Origin of the sequence: Mesorhizobium sp. B2-3-4 (assembly GCF_006442315.1) — a bacterium.
Classification (GTDB): Bacteria; Pseudomonadota; Alphaproteobacteria; order Rhizobiales; family Rhizobiaceae; genus Mesorhizobium.
This window is the reverse complement of record NZ_VFVY01000024.1, coordinates 18,510-36,562: the sequence shown is the minus strand read 5'-3', so window position 1 is coordinate 36,562 and position 18,053 is coordinate 18,510. Positions and strand designations below refer to the sequence as shown.

The window sequence follows — 18,053 nt, the reverse complement described above, 5'->3', positions numbered from 1 at the left end:
AGCGCCTGCATCAACAGCCCTTGAGCCCGGCTCCTAATGCAGCACGAATTCCCCATCAACCTTGCGCCACTCGTTGGGCGCGATCAGCTTCTGGTGGGTGTAGCTGACCGAATGCAGCGGCCCGTCCAGCTTGGCCTTCCAGAATTCGATGAAGCGGATCAGCACCGGAAATTTCGGCGCTATGTCGTAGTCCTGCCAGATAAAGCTTTGCAGCAGATGCGGATGGTCGGGGAAGTGATAAAGAATCTTGGCCGTGGTCAGGCCGTAACCTCTGAGCATCAGGTCCATTTCGGAATGGTCGCGCATGGCGTCCCCCAGGTTGATTCTCCTTTCCTCCCAACGCAGGATTGTGCGCCCGGTTACTTAACCGTCTATTGATTTTTCCTGGTTGATGGCCGCTTTTCTCTCGCCAAAACATGCATTTAGCAGCGATATCAGGGGAGTGCTGACAGCCCTTCACGAGGCCGCTGCGGCATCCCGCCGCGCGAATCCAACGTCTAATGTTGCCGTGCGCGCGGAACTGTTAATAATGCGCGCGAATTCGCGGCCGCGTCGCCGCGATCCCGCCGGTTCGAGCCGGCGCCGGTTCGGGAGGAAAGCGAAGAAATGTCCGAGGTTCATGTCCACCGCGTCCAGCCGGCGTGGAAGAAAAACGCGCTGATCGACAATGATACCTACCTGAAATGGTATGCCGACAGCGTGAAGAACCCGGACAAGTTCTGGGGCAAGCACGGCAAGCGCATCGACTGGTTCAAGCCCTTCAGCAAGGTCAAGAACACCTCTTTCGACGGCAAGGTCTCGATCAAATGGTTCGAGGATGGCCAGACCAATGTCTCCTACAATTGCATCGACCGCCATTTGAAGAAACGGGGGGACCAGACAGCCATCATCTGGGAAGGCGACAACCCTTACGACGACAAGAAGATCACCTACAACGAGCTCTACGAGCATGTCTGCCGGCTCGCCAACGTGATGAAGAAGCACGGCGTCAAGAAGGGCGACCGCGTCACCATCTACATGCCGATGATCCCGGAGGCGGCTTACGCGATGCTGGCCTGCACGCGCATCGGCGCCATCCATTCGGTGGTCTTCGGCGGCTTTTCGCCCGATGCGCTGGCCGGCCGTATCGTCGACTGCGAATCGACCTTCGTCATCACCTCGGACGAAGGCCTGCGCGGCGGCAAGCCGATCCCGCTCAAGGACAACACCGACAAGGCGATCGACATCGCCGCCAAGCACCATGTCAGGGTCAAGAACGTCGTGGTCGTGCGCCGCACCGGCGGCAAGATCGGCTGGGCTCCCGGCCGCGACCTCTGGTATCATGACGAGGTCGCGACGGTGAAGGCCGAGTGCAAGCCGGAGAAGATGAAGGCGGAGGATCCGCTGTTCATCCTCTATACGTCGGGCTCGACCGGCAAGCCGAAGGGCGTGCTGCACACCACCGCCGGCTACCTCGTCTATGTCTCGATGACGCACCAATATGTCTTCGACTACCATGACGGCGACATCTACTGGTGCACAGCCGATGTCGGCTGGGTGACCGGCCACAGCTACATCGTCTACGGACCGCTCGCCAACGGCGCCACGACGCTGATGTTCGAGGGCGTGCCGAACTACCCGTCGCAGTCGCGCTTCTGGGAGGTCATCGACAAGCACAAGGTCAACATCTTCTACACCGCGCCGACGGCGCTGCGCGCGCTGATGGGTGCCGGCAACGATCCGGTGAAGAAGACCTCGCGCAAATCGCTGCGCGTGCTGGGCTCGGTCGGCGAGCCGATCAACCCGGAAGCCTGGGAGTGGTATTTCAACGTCGTCGGCGACGGCAAGGTGCCGATCGTCGACACATGGTGGCAGACCGAGACCGGCGGCATCCTGATCACGCCGCTACCGGGCGCGACCGACTTGAAGGCAGGCTCGGCGACGCGACCCTTCTTCGGCATCAAGCCGCAGCTGGTCGACGGCGAGGGCAAGGTGCTGGAGGGGGCCGCCGACGGCAATCTCTGCATCACCGATTCCTGGCCCGGCCAGATGCGCACCGTCTATGGCGACCACGAGCGCTTCGTGCAGACCTATTTCTCGACCTACAAGGGCCAATACTTCACCGGCGACGGCTGCCGCCGCGACGCCGACGGCTATTACTGGATCACCGGCCGCGTCGACGACGTCATCAACGTCTCCGGCCACCGCATGGGCACGGCCGAAGTCGAATCGGCGCTGGTCAGCCACGACAAGGTTTCCGAGGCCGCCGTCGTCGGCTATCCCCATGATATCAAGGGCCAGGGCATCTACAGCTACGTCACCTTGATGAAGGGCGTCGAAGCGACCGAAGATCTGCGCAAGGAACTCGTCGCCCACGTCCGCAAGGAGATCGGCGCCATCGCCACGCCCGACAAGATCCAGTTCGCGCCGGGCCTGCCCAAGACGCGTTCGGGCAAGATCATGCGCCGCATCCTGCGCAAGATCGCCGAGGACGATTTCGGCGCTCTCGGCGACACCTCGACGCTGGCCGATCCGGCTGTCGTCGACGATCTCGTCGCCAACCGGCAGAACAAGAAGGGCTGATGGCGGGCGAGACTGTGATGGGTACCGTCACGGAGCTTTGGCGCTACCCGGCGAGTTCGCTCGCCGGTGAGCGCCGTGACGCCATCCAGGTCGGTCCGGCCGGAATCGAGGGCGACCGCATGTTCGGTCTCGTCGATACTTCCGATAACGAGATCGCGCGGCCCGACCGCGAGGCGAAGTGGCACAAGGTGCCGCGCATCCGCACCCGGCTGAACAATGACCGTGCCCTGGAAATCGCCGTTCCCGGCGGCGCCTGGCTGGCCGCGCCCGGCGACGAGTGCGATCGCGCCCTATCCGCCTATCTCGGTTTCACCGCTTCGATCCGGCCGTTCGGCCAGGAGAACGCGCCGCCGGCCTATGCCGGCCCGCTGACGCAGGCGCGCTACGCCAAGGCGCCGATCCATCTCTTGACCACGGCCTCGCTGGCGCGGCTGAAGGCGCTGCATCCGCAGGGTGCTGCCGACCCGCGCCGCTTCCGTCCCAACATCGTCGTCGACATTGCCGATGTCGAAGGCTCGTTTCCAGAAACCGAATGGATCGGCCGCAAGCTCGCCGTCGGCGACCTCCAGCTGACCATCTCCGAACCATGCCGGCGCTGCGGCTTCACCATCATCGCCCAGGACAGCTTCGACCACGATCCGGCGATCCTGCGCAATCTGGTGCGCCACAACGCCCACAATCTCGGCGTCTACTGCACGGTGGACCAGCCGGCGCGCGTCGAGATCGGCGCGCCGATGCGGTTCCTCTGACGCGGCGCCATAGCGCGGCACAAGCTTGTAATACGCATGACAGAAAACGGCGCCATACAGCCGGCGCGGCGTGTCTGTCGCCGTTCACCATTTCAGATCCCACGATTGGAGTGCCGATGCCTTCCTTGCCCATTCTTGGCGCAGCCATGACCCTCAACGATCTCGAAATCCATCGCGACTGGCTTTTGGAGAAGCAACGGGACCTGGAACTGCAGGATTTTGCCGAGGCCGGCGTTCTCAACGGCGACTGGTCACCGCTTGCCGCCCGCGCCAAAAAGCTTCTCGACGGCCACAAGGGTCGGCTCGGCATTCATGGGCCGTTCTGGGGCTTCACCATCGCCTCGCAGGACCCCGACATCCGCGATGTCGTCAGCAGGCGTCTGCTGCAAGGTCTCGATGTCTGTGCCGCCATCGGCGCGACGCACATGGTCGTCCACAGCCCCTACACGACCTGGTCCTACAACAACCTCGACAACAATCCCGGCGAGCGCGAGAAAATCGTCGAATACTCCCGGCTGACGCTGCGCGATGCCGTCAAGCGGGCCGAAGACATCGGTTGCACGATGGTGCTCGAAAACATCGAGGACAAGGATCCGCATATCCGCGTGGCCTTGGCCGACAGTTTCAGTTCGCCCGCGGTCGCCGTCTCGATCGATACCGGCCACGCCTATTACGCCCATGGCTCGACCGGCGCTCCGCCGGTCGATTACTATGTGCACGCCGCCGGCAACCGCCTGCGCCATGTCCATCTGCAGGATGCCGACGGCTACGCCGACCGCCATTGGAGCCTCGGCGAGGGCACGCTTCCATGGCGATCGGTCTTTGCCGCGCTGGCGAAACTCGACAGCGATCCACGCCTCATCATCGAGATCAGGGACAAGTCCAAGATACCGGCTTCGGCGGCCTATCTCACTTCGCTTGGCATTGCCGAATAGAGCGCCGCGCTACCGGTACAGATCCGCGCGGGTCGGCGGCAGGCCGCACGGGCCGCGCGCCCGTTTGGTGACGACGGTCTGGAATATCTGCGCCGAGGCGCGCTCGAAGGCGATCGAACAGCCGGTCAGGTAAAGCAGCCAGAGCCGCGCTCGGGGCTCGCCCACTTCCGCGATCGCTTCGTCGAACCGCGCTTGCAGGCGCTCGGCCCACAGCCTGCAGGTGCGCGCATAATGCTCGCGCAGGTTCTCGACGTCATGGACGAGAAAACCATGCGCCTCCAGATTGCCCAGCGTCATGCCGATCGTGTCGACCTCGCCGCCGGGAAAGATGTATTTGATCAGCGCCTTGTATTCCGCCCCCTTGCGCAGCGTCTTTTTCGCGCTGCCCTTGCCGCGCCTCGTGATGGCATGGTGCAGATAGATGCCGCCGGGCTTCAGCAGGCGATGGACGGTCGAGAAATAGGTGGCATGGTTGGCGATGCCGACCGCCTCGAACATGCCGATCGAAGAGATCTTGTCGTAGCTGCCGTCGAGCTCCGTGTAGGACTTGATGTCGATGGTGATCCTGTCCTCCAGGCCCTCGGCGCGGATGCGCTCGCGTGCCAGCCGGGTCTGTTCCTCCGACAGCGAGACGCCGTGGCCGATGGCGCCATAGTGCTTGGCGGCGTGGATCAGCATGGCCCCCCAGCCGCAGCCTATATCGAGCAGCCTGTCGCCCGGCTTCAGCCTGAGCTTGCGGCAGATATGGTCGAGCTTGTCCTTCTGCGCCTGGTCGATTCCGTTGGCGAAATCGGTGAAGTAGGCGCAGGTATAGACCATGCGCTCGTCGAGGAAGAGCCGGTAGAATGCGTTCGAGATGTCGTAGTGATGCTCGATCGCCTTCTTGTTCGAACCGCTGACGAAGGGATTCTGACCGGCCAGATCGGCCCGCTTCGTCATCTGCCGTCGCGAAAACAGCACGGCGGGCAGGTCGCGCAGGATGGCGCGCTTCGGCAGGGATTTGAGCCGCAGCTTGCCCTTCGACGGCATGGCGTAGAGATCGAAAATCGATCCGCCCTCGATGTCGATCGTCTTGGCGATCCACATTTCCACCAGCGTCGAGAAATTCGGCCTGCGGACCAGCTGCCAGACAATGTCCTGATCGTTTACGGCAAGCACCGGACCGTCCGGTGGACCGATGCGCTCGCCCGTCCACAGCCTGACGGTGAAACCCGGCTTCAGCGCCTCGACGACGGTGCGAACGATACGTGCTGCCTTGTCGGCTGCATTCATGCCCTTCTCCCCCGGGCCGGCGGCCCGGTCTGATTGTGGCCGCTCGACCGGCCGCGTGCAACCCCGAGGCGGCAGCGGCCATGAAGTGTCTCGATTGGGACACATCGGCGCGCCCTTGACACGCCTGCGGCGACGAGCGCGCATCGCGCCCCTTGCCAAAGCGGCCGAAACACCCCACCTTGGCATCGTGTTCAACGAACTGAAAGGAGGTGATCCGATGTCGAGTGATTTCGTTTTCCAGAACGTGGCCTCAGCGGATTGCACTTTCGGGAAGCAGTCTTCCCGTTAAGGCGCGAGATGCGCGGCGGGCAACCGAAGAGGTTGCCGCCAGGAGCCGCGCCATGGACGGAAACACGGAAGGCCGCCGGCTTCGAAAGAAGCGGCGGCCTTTTCCTTTTCGCGGACTACTGGGTCAGCGTGACTTTTTCGGTGTTGCGGATGATTTCCTGAAAGGCCGCATCCAGCTCCGCGCCGGTCGACACCTCGAAATAATGTCTCTCGGTGGCGGAGGCGTCGTTCGACGAACAGCCTTGCAGGACGGCCTTTGCCTGGTCCCGCTCGGTCGCCGACATGTCCTTGTCGTTCAAATCGAAGCCGATGGTGAAAATCTCGATGCCATCGTTTTTCATATTGCCGCAGAGCGTTTCGGCGTTGCCCCGCGCCAGATCACCCTGGCCGTTGTAGCTTCCCCCGACACCCGCGAAGGCCGTATTGAACTGCCCGTCGGTCATCAGGATCGCGACCTTGGCGATCTTCTTCCTATTTGCATTCGAAGCGCCGTTGCCGAGACCGGCATCCTTGATCGCGTTGCGCCATTGCGGCGACAGCATGTAGTAGGTCCACTGTATGGCGATCGCTCCGGCCGTGTAGCCATTGGCGCGGAAGTCATCGATCGAATCGAGCAATGCGCCGGAATCCGCGGTCAGCGGGATCACTTGCGCATCGGGACATTTGTTCATTCCCGCGCCGCTGAGATGATCATCCCGGTTGACCAGGGCATAGTATTTCTTGCCGTTCTTGTCCGTGCGAACCGTGTCCGGGCCGTCGGCGCTCAAATCCGCATTGCCGTTCTTGTCCTTGCGCTCCGTGGCGCAATTATCCGTGTGCGGCATGGCCGCGCCGACAATGGAGATGTAGTCGCTGAAGGACGGCAGCAGATTCTTGCCCGTCTTGGCAACGAGAAGCGGACTGCCCTCGACCGGTGGCAGATCGGAACTCGCCTGGGTCTCGGCATAGACGTTTTCGGCCAGTTTGCCGGCGTTCACACCCGACGCGTAAGGCACGATCGCGACACGGACGCGAGGGTTCGTCGGGTCCTGGTTGTCGAGCATCGTCTGGACGGCGTTCCTGGCGGCTGCCTTCAGATCGCCGATCTTGTCGACTTTGCCGCGCTTGGCCATCGATCCGGTTATGTCGAGCATCATCGCCACCTCTATCTGCTTGTCCGAATAGAGCGATGTCGTCGAGGCAGTGACGCGCTTCATGTCACCCATGCCCAGAATCGGGAAGAACAGGGCGACGTCGACATGGGCGTCGACCTGGACCGTATTCGCCGTTTTGTCGATGAGCAGCCTGTCCAGCGCAACATTGCCGGCTTGCAGAATCGTCGCGCCGTTGGCGTCGAGAAAGGCCTGCACGGATTTGTTGGCGTCGGCTTCCTTGATGGCGCCGGTGGTCAGGTCGCGCGCCGTCGATGTCACCGCGGCGTCGACCACGCCCTGCAGGCTCGACTTGGCATTGTAGAGTTGCGCGACATTGACCGAGAAGCCCGCGACCAGCGCCAAGACCGAGGCAGCAAAGCCGAACAGGACTGCGAAATTTCCACCGCGATCTCTGGCGAGCGCGCCGATCGCGTGAACAAGACCCCCGTAATTCCGCATCCAACAGCCTCCGCATGCCTCGGCCTCGTCGCCGCGTTGAGGACGATGCAGGATTCCAGCCGGACGATGCTCCGATCCGCCCAGGGACAGGGGAACCGGCAGCAAAACATTGTTTTTGTTGGATTTTCACCCGAGAAGAAGGTGAATGACTGGTAAACGCCGGAACGTGCCTTCACCCGCCTTTACCAGGCGCTTACCATGCTCGACACGAAGCCTTCGCCCGGCGTCCGGCGACGTCCTGTTGCGGCACAGCGTGCCTGTGCCGAAGTAGACCAGCTGTCCCGGGATTGCCTTGAAGGCCCTAGGCCAGCATCCGCGCCGTGGCCGTTCTGTCGACACCGTGATGGGGCGGGTTGAACAGCCTGCCCTCCTGCTCGTAGGTCCAGACCTTGAATAAGGTCAGCGTGTGCGGGCCGAAACTGTGCAGCAGGGGAACGTCGGTGGCATCGCGGCCGCGCGCGATGACGACGCGACCGGTTCTGGGCCGGTTGTGGCGCGGATCGAACGTGTACCATTTGCCGTCGAGGAACACTTCCATCCAGGCGGAGAAGTCCATCGGTGCCGGATCGGCCGGCACGCCGATGTCGCCCATATAGCCGTTCACATAGCGGGCCGGAATGTTCATGCAGCGGCACAGCGTGATGGCCAGGTGGGCGAAGTCGCGGCATACGCCGACGCGTTCTTCATGCGCCTGCGCGGCGGTGCGGGTCGACCGCGCATAGCCATAGCCGAAGGACAGTCGGTTGTGGACGTAGTCGACGATCGCCTGCACCCGGGCCCAGCCGGCCGGCAGGTGACCGAAAAGCTGCCAGGCGAGATTGCTCAGATGATCGGTCTCGCAATAGCGGCTGCCGAGCAGGTAGCCCAGCACCTCGTCGGGCAATTCGGCCACCGGCGTCTCGCGGGCCAGCGTATTGACCTCGTCGGTCTCGCCGCTGTCCTCGACGACCGCATCGTAGAGAATGCGAAAAACGCCGGCCGGCGCGGTGAAGCGGCGGCAGGCATTGCCATGCAGGTCGTGATAAAGCCGGGTCGGGATCGAAGGCGAAGTCAGAACCCGTGTCTGCCGCTTGATGTCGGCCTGCCTGTCCCGGTGGATCTCGAGCAGCGAAATCACCGGCGTGGCCTCGGCGCATTCAATGGCAATCTCATAGCCGAGGCGGATCAGCATGGGCGTCGTCCTTGTTCGCATGGCAGGAATGGTCCGATTGCAAACGTCGCAAGGTGATGCTGGTTCCCTGGCCGGACCGCCAATTAGCTCTCATGCGCCTTTCCATGGCCGCGCCTTGGCGCTACGGTTGCGCCCTCCCCAAGACACCTCTCCGCAATGCAAGGAAAATCATGTACCCGGGCAAGACATTCGCCGCCTTCCTCTTCGACATGGACGGCACGCTCATCAACTCCATCGCCTCGGCGGAACGTGTGTGGGGCGACTGGGCGCGCCGCCACGGCCTCGACGTCGCGACCTTCCTGCCCACTATCCACGGCGTGCGCGCGATCGAAACCATCGGCAATCTGGCGCTGCCGGGCGTCGATGCCGCGCATGAAGCCGACTTGCTGCTGAAGGCCGAAGCCGACGATCTCGACGGTATCGTTCAGATCGCCGGCGCGGTGGCTTTCCTCAAGGCGCTGCCGCCCGAGCGCTGGGCGATCGTGACCTCGGCGCCGCGCTCCCTTGCGCTGGCGCGCATGAAGGTTGCCGGCATCCCCGTGCCCGCCGTCCTGATCGCGGCCGAGGACGTGTCGCGCGGCAAGCCGGCGCCGGACTGTTTCCAGCTTGGCGCGAAGCGGCTCGGCGTCGAGGCGCGCGACTGCCTGGTGTTCGAGGACGCGCCGGCCGGCATAGCTGCCGCGGAAGCGGCAGGCGCCTCGGTGATGGTGATCAACGCCACGCACCAGCACGTTCTGCAAACCCCGCATGCCGCGATATCGGACTATGACACGGTCGGCATCACTGTCGACGAGCAGGGCTGGCTGGCCCTCGAGCCGCAACGCGACGCCGCCTAGAAGGCAACGCGAGGTACGGCGAGATTGGTCTTCTAGAAGTCGCTGGTCAGGCCTTTGACTTCCCAGTCGCCATAGCGGCCGGGTTCCTTGCCGCCACGGCCGCCGATTTCCCGAGGCAGCGCGACTTCCTCGCTGCGATAATCTTGCCGCCTTGCCTCGGCCTCGGCCAATGCACGGCGGGCGGCCGGCGTCAGCTCCTTTGGCGACGTGCCCTCATCCGGGCCGGCGGGCGTTTTACTGGTTTCGTCGTTCATGCGATATTTCCCGCGGATTGAAACGGCGGCAGGCGTTTCCCATCATATAGCAATGAACACGCGACGATCGACCCTTTTTCACCACAAGCCGGACGGGAGCAGACGATGAACACCATTCGCACCGCCATGCTTCTCGCCGCGATGACGGCGCTGTTCATGGGCGTCGGCTTCCTGATCGGCGGTTCGGGCGGCATGATGATCGCGCTGCTGGTCGCGGCGGGCACCAATCTGTTCAGCTACTGGAACGCCGACAAGATGGTGCTGTCGATGAACCGCGCCGTCGAGGTCGACGAGAAGAACGCACCCGAATATTACGCCATCGTCCAGGCACTGGCCAAGCAGGCCGGGCTGCCGATGCCGAAGACCTATCTGATTGACAGTCCGCAGCCGAACGCCTTCGCAACCGGCCGCAATCCGCAGAACGCGGCGGTCGCCGCCTCGACCGGCCTGCTGCAGCGGCTGACTCATGAGGAGGTCGCCGCCGTGATGGCGCACGAACTCGCCCATGTCCAGCATCGCGACACGCTGACCATGACCATCGTCGCCACCTTTGCCGGCGCCATCTCGATGCTCGGCAATTTTGCGTTCTTCCTCGGCGGCAACCGCAACAACAGCCCGTTCGGCTTCGTCGGCGTGCTGGCGGCGATGATCGTGGCGCCCTTCGCCGCCATGATCGTGCAGATGGCGGTCAGCCGTACCCGCGAATACGAGGCCGACCGGCGCGGCGCCGAAATCTGTGGACACCCGCTGTGGCTGGCCTCGGCGCTTGACAAGATCGCCCGCGGCGCAGAACGCATTCCCAACCCCGATGCCGAGCGCAACCCGGCAATGGCGCATCTCTTCATCATCAATCCCTTGCATGGCGAGCGCATGGACAGTCTGTTCTCCACCCACCCGAGCACCGACAACCGCATCGCCGCCCTGCAGGAGATGGCGCGCCAGATGGGCGGCGGCGCAGCGCGGTCCGCCCAGCGCCAGGCGCCGGCGCAGCAAGAGGCCGACGAGCCGCAATCGGCCGGCCCCTGGGGCAAGCCGGCCGAGCCGGAACCGCAGGCCGAGCCGGCAGCGCCCAAATCCAACCCGTGGGGCCGCAACCCGACCGGGCCCAAGGGCCGGTGGTCGTGAGCGTGGTTCGCAGGGCACCTCGACGCACGGGCAATCAGGACCACAATGAAGGCGGTGAATTCGTCGCCGGCCTCGCCGCCCGCAAGGCGGCGGCGCGACTGCTGGCCGCCGTCATCGACGCCCGGACGCCGCTCGACGGATTGACCGACCACGAGAACGGGCATCCGCAATACAAGGCGCTCGATCCGCGCGACCGTGGCCTGGTCCGCGCCATACTGGTGACCGCGCTGCGCTACCGCATGACCATTGCAGGACTGCTGGCGCGGCGGCTGGAAAAGCCGCTGCCGGCCAACGCCACCGTCCTGTCGCATATTTTGCATGTGGCGGCGGCGCAGATCCTGTTCCTCGACATTCCCGACAGCGCCGCCGTCGACCTCGCCGTGACCCATGCCAAGTCCGATCCGCGCACGCAGCGTTTCTCCGGCCTGGTAAATGGGGTGCTGCGCACGCTGGCGCGGGCCAAGGACGCGGAGCTTCCGGCAGCCCTTGCCGCCACCGATGAAGCGCCGAAATGGTTCTCCGACCGGCTGAAGGCCGCCTATGGCGTGGACAGGACCAGGCAGATTCTCGGCGCTCATCGCCACGAGGCGCCGGTCGACTTCTCGATCAAGGCCGATCCGGAGCTGTGGGCTGAAAAGCTTGGCGGCTTCGTGCTGCCGACCGGTACGGTGCGGGTGGAGAATCTGGCCGGTCCGGTCATCGACCTGCCCGGCTTCGCCGACGGCGCCTGGTGGGTGCAAGATGCGGCCGCCAGCCTGCCGGCCCGGCTGTTCGGCGACGTCAGGGGATTGCGCGTCGCCGACCTCTGCGCCGCGCCCGGCGGCAAGACCGCGCAGCTCATCCTCGCCGGCGCCAAGGTCACCGCCGTCGACACGTCCAAGAACCGCCTGGTGCGGCTGACGCAGAATCTCGGCCGCCTCGGCCTCGCGGCCGATATCGTGCAGGCCGACCTGCTCAACTACAAGCCCGAGACATTGTTCGACGCGGTGCTGCTCGACGCGCCCTGCTCCTCGACCGGCACGGTGCGCCGGCACCCCGACGTGCCATGGACCAAGACGGCGGCCGATGTCGAAAAGCTCGCCGACTTGCAGCGCCGGCTGCTCGAGCGCGCCATCACCCTGGTCAAGCCGGGCGGCCGCATCGTCTTTTCCAACTGCTCGCTCGACCCGCTCGAAGGCGAGGCGCTGCACCGCGCCTTTCTCAAGGATACGCTGGCGGTGGTCGACGATCCGTTGCGCGAAGGTGAAATCGCCGGCATCGATCCGTTCCTGACGTCGGAAGGCACGCTGCGCACCACGCCGGCCGATCTCGATCTCGGCTCGCCGCAGCGCTCCGGCCTCGACGGCTTCTTCGCCGCCCGCATGCGGCGGGTGGCTTAGCCACGCCCAAGGCGGGCTGAGATTCCTGGATATCAACCCGCCTCAAAGCATGTCATCGAGAGACCAGTGATTGCCCCAGCGGGCGTCGATTTCGTCGTCGACATTCTGGTAGCGTATATCGGTCGACAGCCGGATCAGCCTCTCGCGGCTCTGGTTGGTCGTGGAGGCATGGATCATGTAGGGCGAGTGGAGGACGATGTCGCCCGCCTCGAAATCCGCCATAAGCCAGCGCGTATCGAACCGCTCCGCCATCTCAGGCAGGTCCTTCGACACCCAGCCGCCCTCGCTCATATTGCGGTTATAGGCACTGATGCGCTCCTGCGGATCGAGCGCGGAATTTTCCTTCGCGAACTGTGCCTCCATGGCTGTGCCGATGGCGTGCGATCCCTCCAGATAGAGGAGACCGCCCATGTCGATGGATGCGTCGCCGATCGGTATCCAGGCCGTCACCACGCGGCTGGTGCCGCCGCGCAGATAGACCAGATCGTAGTGAGCGGGTGTCACGGTGGCCGTCCCGGGCAAGGTGAAGCGCATGATCTTGCGTTTGTGCAGATAGGAAAGGCCGCCGACGAAAGCGTCCATCAGGCGCGACAGCCGCGGCTGCGCGCAAAAGCCTTCATAGCCGGTGGACCGCACCACCGACATCAGCCGGCGCTCGGCGAGCCGGCGGTCGATGACGCCCTCGCTGGCGATGCCGAGCGACGGATCGGTCCCGGGCTTCAGGAGCCCGCTCTCGGCAAGATGGGAAAGCACCCAGCCACGGAAGTCGATCACCTCGCCGCGCGGCAAAAGGCCCTTCAGCCAGACATAGCCCTGCGTCGCAAAAAGGCGGCGGATGGCCTCGACGCCGACGGATGCGTCGGTCGGCGAAAGATATCCGAGCCTGTTCGGCATCGTCGACAGCAGCCTGCCGTCGGCCGTGAGCGCGACCGGCGGGGCGCCCGCCAATGCCTGCCTGTCCGCCGATACCGACATTTCAATCACCTGGATCGTTTCGACCTTGTCCGGAGGATACCTCATCGCGCGGGCCCTTCCTATGGACACGAAATGAACCTGGAGTCTTCGCTCAGGACTATTGCTGGCGGCTGCCGATTCGCTTGTCGGAACAGGTCGCGGCTTCTACGGGGCCGCTAAAGTTGCCCGCCCGGCGGGTTTCGGCGTCGTCCCAAGCGGACATAAGTCGGAACGCAACGGGGTGTATGACCCGGAAAAGACGTGACTTTTTTTGGGACGACCCCGCCGCGGCCCGGCCGCGTGGCTCGCCAAGGCGAAATCCGCCTTCGCATAAGTTCTTGAATCATATAAGCTTGTCCTTGGGGTAGAGGACGACCAGGAGGGCTTTTGGCACTGGCTGCCGGTAACACGACGCGCCTATGGACGCTGGTCGCGAAGGAGTTCTGGCGCAAGACGCGCCGGCGCCTGCGTGCCGGGCCGGTCTATCGCTGGCGCTATTCAGGCCGCACGCCCGAACGTGTGCTGATCGCGCCGCCGGACCTGCGCCTCGCCGATCCGCAGATCGCGCTCGAAATCTACTACGGCCGCTATCCGCTGTCGGGCCATCTGGTCGAGACCGGCGGCAAATCGCCTTTCCAGATCAATGTCCCCAACCGTGGCTGGCAAAAGACGCTGCACGGCTTTCGCTGGCTGCGCCACATGCGCGCCGCCGGCACGGAGCTTGCGGCGGCAAACGCCCGCGCGCTGGTGTCCGACTGGATTGCCATGCATGGCAACAACATTGCCGGCGTCGCCTGGGAGCCTGGCACGACAGCCAAGCGCATCATCGCCTGGCTGCAGCATTCCTCCGTCGTGCTGCAGGGCGCCGAGTTTCCCTTCTACCGGGCTTTCCTGAAATCGCTGGCGGTGCAGATCCGCTATCTCAGGTCGATGGCGCGCGAGATGCCCGACGGCAAGGACCGGCTGCGCGCCCGCATAGCGCTGGCCTTCGCGGCATTGTCGCTGCCGGCGCCGGCTTCGGCGCTGCGCGGCGCCACCCGCAATCTCGCCGAGGAACTCAATCGCCAGATCCTGGCCGATGGCGGCCACATCTCCCGCAATCCGATGGCGGTGCTGGAAATCCTCGCCGACCTTCTGCCGCTGCGCCAGACTTACGCCAACCAGGCCGAAGCGCCGCCGCAAGCGCTGATCGGCGCCATCGACCGCATGCTGCCGGCGCTGCGCTTCTTCCGTCATCAGGATGGCAGCCTTGCCCGCTTCAACGGCATGGGCGCCACCATCCACGACCGCATCGCCACCATCCTGCGCCATGACGATACCGCCGGCTCACCGCTGCTGCATGCACCGCATTCGGGCTATGAGCGGCTGACGATGGGCGGCACCACCGTCATCGCCGATACCGGCCTGCCGCCGCCGGTCGATGTCTCGAACGCGGCGCATGCCGGATGCCTCGCCTTCGAACTGTCGTCGGGCCGCCAGCACTACATCGTCAACGCCGGCATCGACACCTATGGCGCCGCCGAGTTCCGGCCGCTGGCGCGCGCCACCGCCGCGCATTCGACCGCGACCATCAACGACACGTCTTCGGCGCGTTTCACCCACGCGCTGAGGGTAAACGACCAGTTGGGTTCACCGCTGATCGGCGGCCCGCAGCATGTGCAGTGCAAGCGCATCGACCAGAAGGGTGTTCACGGCTTCATTGCCCGTCACGACGGCTACCTCCAGCGCTTCGGCTTCCTGCATGAGCGCGAGCTGAAACTGTCTTCGAACGGCAATGTGCTTGCCGGCCGGGACCGGTTCCAGCGGCCTGGCCACGCCGCGATCCGCAACAACGGCCGCGATTTCATCACCGTGCGCTTTCATGTCCACCCCGACATCAACCTGCTGCAGGACGAACAGGAGCGGCTGGTGCTGACCGCGGACCAGGCCGACAGCTGGGTGTTCACCGCGGCCGAAGTGGTGCCCGAGGTCGAGGAATCGATCTATTTCGCCGGTCTTGGCGGGCCGCGCCGCAGCCGTCAGATCGTGCTTGCGTTCAAGGCGTCCGAAATCGCCGAGGTCCACTGGCAACTGACGCGAACGAAAATCGCCGGTTATCCCGAAAACAACTGACAAACAGGCGGCGACCGCGATCGGCTGGAATCATGCCGTTTGCGTCGAGAAGGCCTGCTCGGCAAGCCTCAGCGTATAGGTCCCGATATCGGCCGGCCATGATTGGACAAGCTCCCGGAAGCGCTGCTCTCCATCCGCGAACAATGCCCGCGCCGCCTCCTCGAAACCGGGCAGGTCTCCAGCGATTGCCGACATGAAGCGGTACGCCGCCTCGCGCGCCATCCGCATGCGGTCCTGACCTGTGGTCGAGCGCCGGGCGTCATCCACCAGGCGCCGCAGCGCCTGTGAGGCTCCGCCCGGTTGAGAAGCAAGCCAATCCCACTGTCTTGGAAGAAGCGTCACCTCGCGCGCGACCACGCCGAGCCTCGGCCTGCCTCGCCCTCGTGTTTCCGAACCCGCATCGCGGTGTGACGGTCCGACATCGCTCCCTTGCCGGTCAGCCGATGCGGCAAGCCGCGCGGAAATATCGGCGGCCGAACCGCGCAGGTCCAGATCGACCACCGCGCCGGTCGTATCGTTGAATACCAGCGCCGGCTTCGCGTCGGCGGTCGCGGATTTTACCGCGAGCGCGACATCGACCAGCATTCCGCGAGCCACGATGCAATCGCCGGCAAAAGCCGTATAGCGCCCGGCGTTCTGTGTGGTCATTGGCAAGCTCGCATGGAACGTCTCTAGGCCATTCGCCATCAACACGTCAATATTACCCGGGTAAAATTGACGCGGCTCGGCTTTTCTTCTATTGACGGCCCTGATGAAAGGCTTGCAACGATGATCGACCGGAAAGAGGCAATCGCCGCCTACAGGAAACGTGACGTGATCTCGGGCGTTTATGCGCTCCATTGCGGGGTGACGGGACAGACGTGGGTTGGTTACTCGCCCGATATGGGCACCGTGCAGAACCGGCTGTGGTTCACGCTGAGATTGGGGAGCCATCCGTCGAAGGATTTACAGGCCGCTTGGAACGGCGGCGGCGCCGATGGTCTGGCATTCGAGACCGTCGAGCGGTTCGATGCCGATGAGGCACCTGCAGGAGCCGCGCTCCAGGCATGCTTGGCGCGATGGCGCGCCGAATTGAACGCCCTGCCGGTCTGAAGCCCGGTTTGATTTCCACGGATCATGTGCTAGGGCGCGGGCATCCACCCACACCAGCCGTGAAAGGCCGCGCCCATGGCCATCGCCGCCAAGAACATTCCCGCTCCCGACCTCGTTCCGGTCCGCCGCGCGCTGCTCTCCGTCTTCGACAAGACCGGCCTGATCGACTTCGCCAGGGCGCTGGCCGCGGCCGGCGTCGAGCTGGTCTCCACCGGCGGCACGGCAAAGGCGATCGCCGAGGCCGGCATGGCGGTGCGCGACGTCTCCGAGCTCACCGATTTTCCCGAGATCATGGATGGCCGCGTCAAGACGCTGCATCCGTCAGTGCATGGCGCGCTGCTGGGCGTGCGCGATGATCCCGAACATGCGGCGGCGATGCGCAAATACGGCATCGAGCCGATCGACCTCGTCGTCTGCAACCTTTATCCGTTCGAGCAGGTCCGCCGCTCCGGCGCGGAGTACGCGTCGATCGTCGAGAACATCGACATTGGCGGCCCTGCCATGATCCGCGCCTCGGCCAAGAACCACGCCTACGTCGCCATCGTCACCGATCCCGGCGACTACGCCGCCGTGCTCAACGCGCTGGAGATGAACATCGGCTCGCTGTCGCTGGATTTTCGCAAGAAGCTGGCGGCCAAGGCGTTTGCCCGCACCGCCAGTTATGACGCCGCGATCTCGGGCTGGTTCGCCGAGGCGCTCGAGATCGAGCATCCGACCTGGCGCGCCTTCGGCGGCAGGCTTGCCGAGGTCATGCGCTATGGCGAGAACCCGCACCAGGGCGCCGGCTTCTATGTCGATGGCGACAAGCGGCCGGGCGTCGCCACGGCCCGCCAGTTGCAGGGCAAGCAGCTCTCCTACAACAACATCAACGACACCGACGCCGCTTTCGAGCTCGCCGGCGAATTCGATCCGAAAAGCTCGGCCGCCGTTGCGATCATCAAGCACGCCAACCCGTGCGGGGTCGCCGAAGGCGCGTCGCTGAAGGCCGCCTACGCCAAGGCACTGGCTTGCGATCCGGTCTCGGCCTTCGGCGGCATCGTCGCCGTGAACCGCACCCTCGACGCCGAGGCGGCCGAAGAAATCGTGAAAACCTTCACCGAGGTGATCATCGCGCCCGACGCCACCGACGAGGCCACGGCGATCGTCGCCGCGAAGAAGAATTTGCGCCTGCTGGTCACCGGCGGCCTGCCGGATCCGCGCTCGGCCGGCACCACGGTCAAGTCCGTTGCCGGCGGCCTGCTCGTCCAGGGCCGCGACAATGCCGTGGTCGACGACCTCGACCTGAAGGTGGTGACCAAGCGCGCGCCGACGCCAGCCGAGATGGCCGACCTGAAATTTGCGTTCCGCGTCGCCAAGCATGTCAAATCGAACGCCATCATCTATGCCAGGGACGGCGCCACGGTCGGCATTGGTGCCGGCCAGATGAGCCGCGTCGATTCCTCGCGCATCGCCGCCCGCAAGGCGCTCGACGCCGCGGAAGCCGCCGGCGTGGCGGAACCGCTGACCAAGGGCTCGGTCGTCGCTTCCGACGCCTTCTTTCCCTTCGCCGACGGCTTGCTTTCGGCCATCGAAGCCGGCGCCACCGCCGTCATCCAGCCCGGTGGCTCGATGCGCGACGACGACGTCATTGCCGCCGCCGACGAACATGGCATCGCCATGGTGTTTACCGGGACGAGGCACTTCAGGCACTGACCGCCTCTTGCCTTCTCCCCCTGGGGGAGAAGGCAAAGCT

At 64.6% G+C, this 18,053-nt stretch carries 16 protein-coding genes; 9 read left to right on the top strand and 7 right to left on the bottom strand.

All coding sequences use genetic code 11. The annotated features are described in order from the left end of the window. Nucleotides 1-33: 33 nt before the first annotated feature. Nucleotides 34-306, bottom strand: a complete 273-nt coding sequence (locus FJ967_RS28455) for an usg protein (protein WP_140735636.1) — start codon at nt 304-306, stop codon at nt 34-36. 300 nt (nt 307-606) lie between these two features. Here FJ967_RS28455 and acs point away from each other — a divergent pair, with 300 nt between their 5' ends. The 3 genes from acs (at nt 607) to FJ967_RS28440 (ending at nt 4,246) form a co-directional block, all read left to right on the top strand. Beyond that, the gene (gene acs / locus FJ967_RS28450) at nt 607-2,562 is read left to right on the top strand and encodes an acetate--CoA ligase (RefSeq protein WP_140735635.1); all 1,956 of its coding nucleotides are present in this window, start codon (nt 607-609) and stop codon (nt 2,560-2,562) included. After that, entirely contained in the window at nt 2,562-3,311 is a 750-nt protein-coding gene (locus tag FJ967_RS28445; RefSeq protein ID WP_140735634.1) for an MOSC domain-containing protein, read from the top strand. Before acs ends, FJ967_RS28445 begins: the two co-directional genes overlap by 1 nt. A gap of 116 nt (nt 3,312-3,427) precedes the next feature. After that, nucleotides 3,428-4,246: a sugar phosphate isomerase/epimerase family protein gene (locus tag FJ967_RS28440; protein WP_140735633.1), complete on the top strand. Its 819-nt coding sequence runs from the start codon at nt 3,428-3,430 to the stop codon at nt 4,244-4,246. Nucleotides 4,247-4,255: 9 nt separating this feature from the next. Here FJ967_RS28440 and FJ967_RS28435 read toward each other — a convergent pair whose 3' ends face one another. From FJ967_RS28435 to FJ967_RS28425, 3 genes are all read right to left on the bottom strand, one after another. After that, on the bottom strand, nt 4,256-5,518 hold the full coding sequence (locus FJ967_RS28435; protein WP_140735632.1) for a cyclopropane-fatty-acyl-phospholipid synthase family protein: 1,263 nt from the start codon (nt 5,516-5,518) through the stop codon (nt 4,256-4,258). 404 nt (nt 5,519-5,922) lie between these two features. After that, a complete protein-coding gene (locus FJ967_RS28430; RefSeq protein ID WP_140735631.1) occupies nt 5,923-7,398 on the bottom strand; it encodes a pilus assembly protein in 1,476 nt (491 codons plus the stop codon). Nucleotides 7,399-7,699: 301 nt separating this feature from the next. After that, nucleotides 7,700-8,569 (bottom strand): transglutaminase family protein, encoded by an 870-nt coding sequence (locus tag FJ967_RS28425; protein ID WP_140735630.1) that lies wholly within the window; start codon nt 8,567-8,569, stop codon nt 7,700-7,702. A 170-nt stretch (nt 8,570-8,739) separates the two neighbouring features. On the opposite strand from FJ967_RS28425, the gene FJ967_RS28420 reads away from it, so the two are divergent. Next, nucleotides 8,740-9,405 carry an HAD-IA family hydrolase gene (locus tag FJ967_RS28420; RefSeq protein ID WP_140735629.1) on the top strand — a complete coding sequence of 222 codons (666 nt, stop codon included), beginning with the start codon at nt 8,740-8,742 and terminating at the stop codon, nt 9,403-9,405. 32 nt (nt 9,406-9,437) lie between these two features. Here FJ967_RS28420 and FJ967_RS28415 read toward each other — a convergent pair whose 3' ends face one another. Next, entirely contained in the window at nt 9,438-9,659 is a 222-nt protein-coding gene (locus FJ967_RS28415; RefSeq protein WP_140735628.1) for a DUF1674 domain-containing protein, read from the bottom strand. A 105-nt stretch (nt 9,660-9,764) separates the two neighbouring features. On the opposite strand from FJ967_RS28415, the gene htpX reads away from it, so the two are divergent. Both htpX and FJ967_RS28405 read left to right on the top strand, forming a co-directional pair. Then, nucleotides 9,765-10,784, top strand: coding sequence for a zinc metalloprotease HtpX (gene htpX, locus FJ967_RS28410; protein ID WP_140735627.1), 1,020 nt, complete (start codon nt 9,765-9,767; stop codon nt 10,782-10,784). Beyond that, nucleotides 10,775-12,163 (top strand): RsmB/NOP family class I SAM-dependent RNA methyltransferase, encoded by a 1,389-nt coding sequence (locus FJ967_RS28405; protein ID WP_181176175.1) that lies wholly within the window; start codon nt 10,775-10,777, stop codon nt 12,161-12,163. Before htpX ends, FJ967_RS28405 begins: the two co-directional genes overlap by 10 nt. Before the next feature lie 42 nt (nt 12,164-12,205). Here the strand turns inward: FJ967_RS28405 and FJ967_RS28400 are convergent, their stop codons facing one another. Continuing rightward, nucleotides 12,206-13,138: a phytanoyl-CoA dioxygenase family protein gene (locus FJ967_RS28400; protein WP_140735703.1), complete on the bottom strand. Its 933-nt coding sequence runs from the start codon at nt 13,136-13,138 to the stop codon at nt 12,206-12,208. Nucleotides 13,139-13,504: 366 nt separating this feature from the next. Here FJ967_RS28400 and FJ967_RS28395 point away from each other — a divergent pair, with 366 nt between their 5' ends. Continuing rightward, entirely contained in the window at nt 13,505-15,229 is a 1,725-nt protein-coding gene (locus FJ967_RS28395) for a heparinase II/III family protein (RefSeq protein ID WP_140735625.1), read from the top strand. A 30-nt stretch (nt 15,230-15,259) separates the two neighbouring features. Here FJ967_RS28395 and FJ967_RS28390 read toward each other — a convergent pair whose 3' ends face one another. Beyond that, nucleotides 15,260-15,877 carry a DUF2239 family protein gene (locus FJ967_RS28390; RefSeq protein WP_140735624.1) on the bottom strand — a complete coding sequence of 206 codons (618 nt, stop codon included), beginning with the start codon at nt 15,875-15,877 and terminating at the stop codon, nt 15,260-15,262. 120 nt (nt 15,878-15,997) lie between these two features. Here FJ967_RS28390 and FJ967_RS28385 point away from each other — a divergent pair, with 120 nt between their 5' ends. Both FJ967_RS28385 and purH read left to right on the top strand, forming a co-directional pair. Further along, nucleotides 15,998-16,321 (top strand): GIY-YIG nuclease family protein, encoded by a 324-nt coding sequence (locus tag FJ967_RS28385; RefSeq protein ID WP_210243597.1) that lies wholly within the window; start codon nt 15,998-16,000, stop codon nt 16,319-16,321. A 75-nt stretch (nt 16,322-16,396) separates the two neighbouring features. Continuing rightward, nucleotides 16,397-18,013, top strand: coding sequence for a bifunctional phosphoribosylaminoimidazolecarboxamide formyltransferase/IMP cyclohydrolase (gene purH / locus FJ967_RS28380; RefSeq protein WP_140735622.1), 1,617 nt, complete (start codon nt 16,397-16,399; stop codon nt 18,011-18,013). The last annotated feature ends 40 nt before the right edge of the window (nt 18,014-18,053 follow it).

Excerpts from the sequence above, each read along its gene's own strand:
- FJ967_RS28455 (WP_140735636.1), bottom strand. The coding sequence starts at position 306 with ATGCGCGACCATTCCGAAATGGACCTGATGCTCAGAGGTTACGGCCTG.
- acs (WP_140735635.1), top strand. The coding sequence starts at position 607 with ATGTCCGAGGTTCATGTCCACCGCGTCCAGCCGGCGTGGAAGAAAAAC.
- FJ967_RS28445 (WP_140735634.1), top strand. The coding sequence starts at position 2,562 with ATGGCGGGCGAGACTGTGATGGGTACCGTCACGGAGCTTTGGCGCTAC.
- FJ967_RS28440 (WP_140735633.1), top strand. The coding sequence starts at position 3,428 with ATGCCTTCCTTGCCCATTCTTGGCGCAGCCATGACCCTCAACGATCTC.
- FJ967_RS28435 (WP_140735632.1), bottom strand. The coding sequence starts at position 5,518 with ATGAATGCAGCCGACAAGGCAGCACGTATCGTTCGCACCGTCGTCGAG.
- FJ967_RS28430 (WP_140735631.1), bottom strand. The coding sequence starts at position 7,398 with ATGCGGAATTACGGGGGTCTTGTTCACGCGATCGGCGCGCTCGCCAGA.
- FJ967_RS28425 (WP_140735630.1), bottom strand. The coding sequence starts at position 8,569 with ATGCTGATCCGCCTCGGCTATGAGATTGCCATTGAATGCGCCGAGGCC.
- FJ967_RS28420 (WP_140735629.1), top strand. The coding sequence starts at position 8,740 with ATGTACCCGGGCAAGACATTCGCCGCCTTCCTCTTCGACATGGACGGC.
- FJ967_RS28415 (WP_140735628.1), bottom strand. The coding sequence starts at position 9,659 with ATGAACGACGAAACCAGTAAAACGCCCGCCGGCCCGGATGAGGGCACG.
- htpX (WP_140735627.1), top strand. The coding sequence starts at position 9,765 with ATGAACACCATTCGCACCGCCATGCTTCTCGCCGCGATGACGGCGCTG.
- FJ967_RS28400 (WP_140735703.1), bottom strand. The coding sequence starts at position 13,138 with ATGTCGGTATCGGCGGACAGGCAGGCATTGGCGGGCGCCCCGCCGGTC.
- FJ967_RS28390 (WP_140735624.1), bottom strand. The coding sequence starts at position 15,877 with ATGACCACACAGAACGCCGGGCGCTATACGGCTTTTGCCGGCGATTGC.
- FJ967_RS28385 (WP_210243597.1), top strand. The coding sequence starts at position 15,998 with ATGATCGACCGGAAAGAGGCAATCGCCGCCTACAGGAAACGTGACGTG.
- purH (WP_140735622.1), top strand. The coding sequence starts at position 16,397 with ATGGCCATCGCCGCCAAGAACATTCCCGCTCCCGACCTCGTTCCGGTC.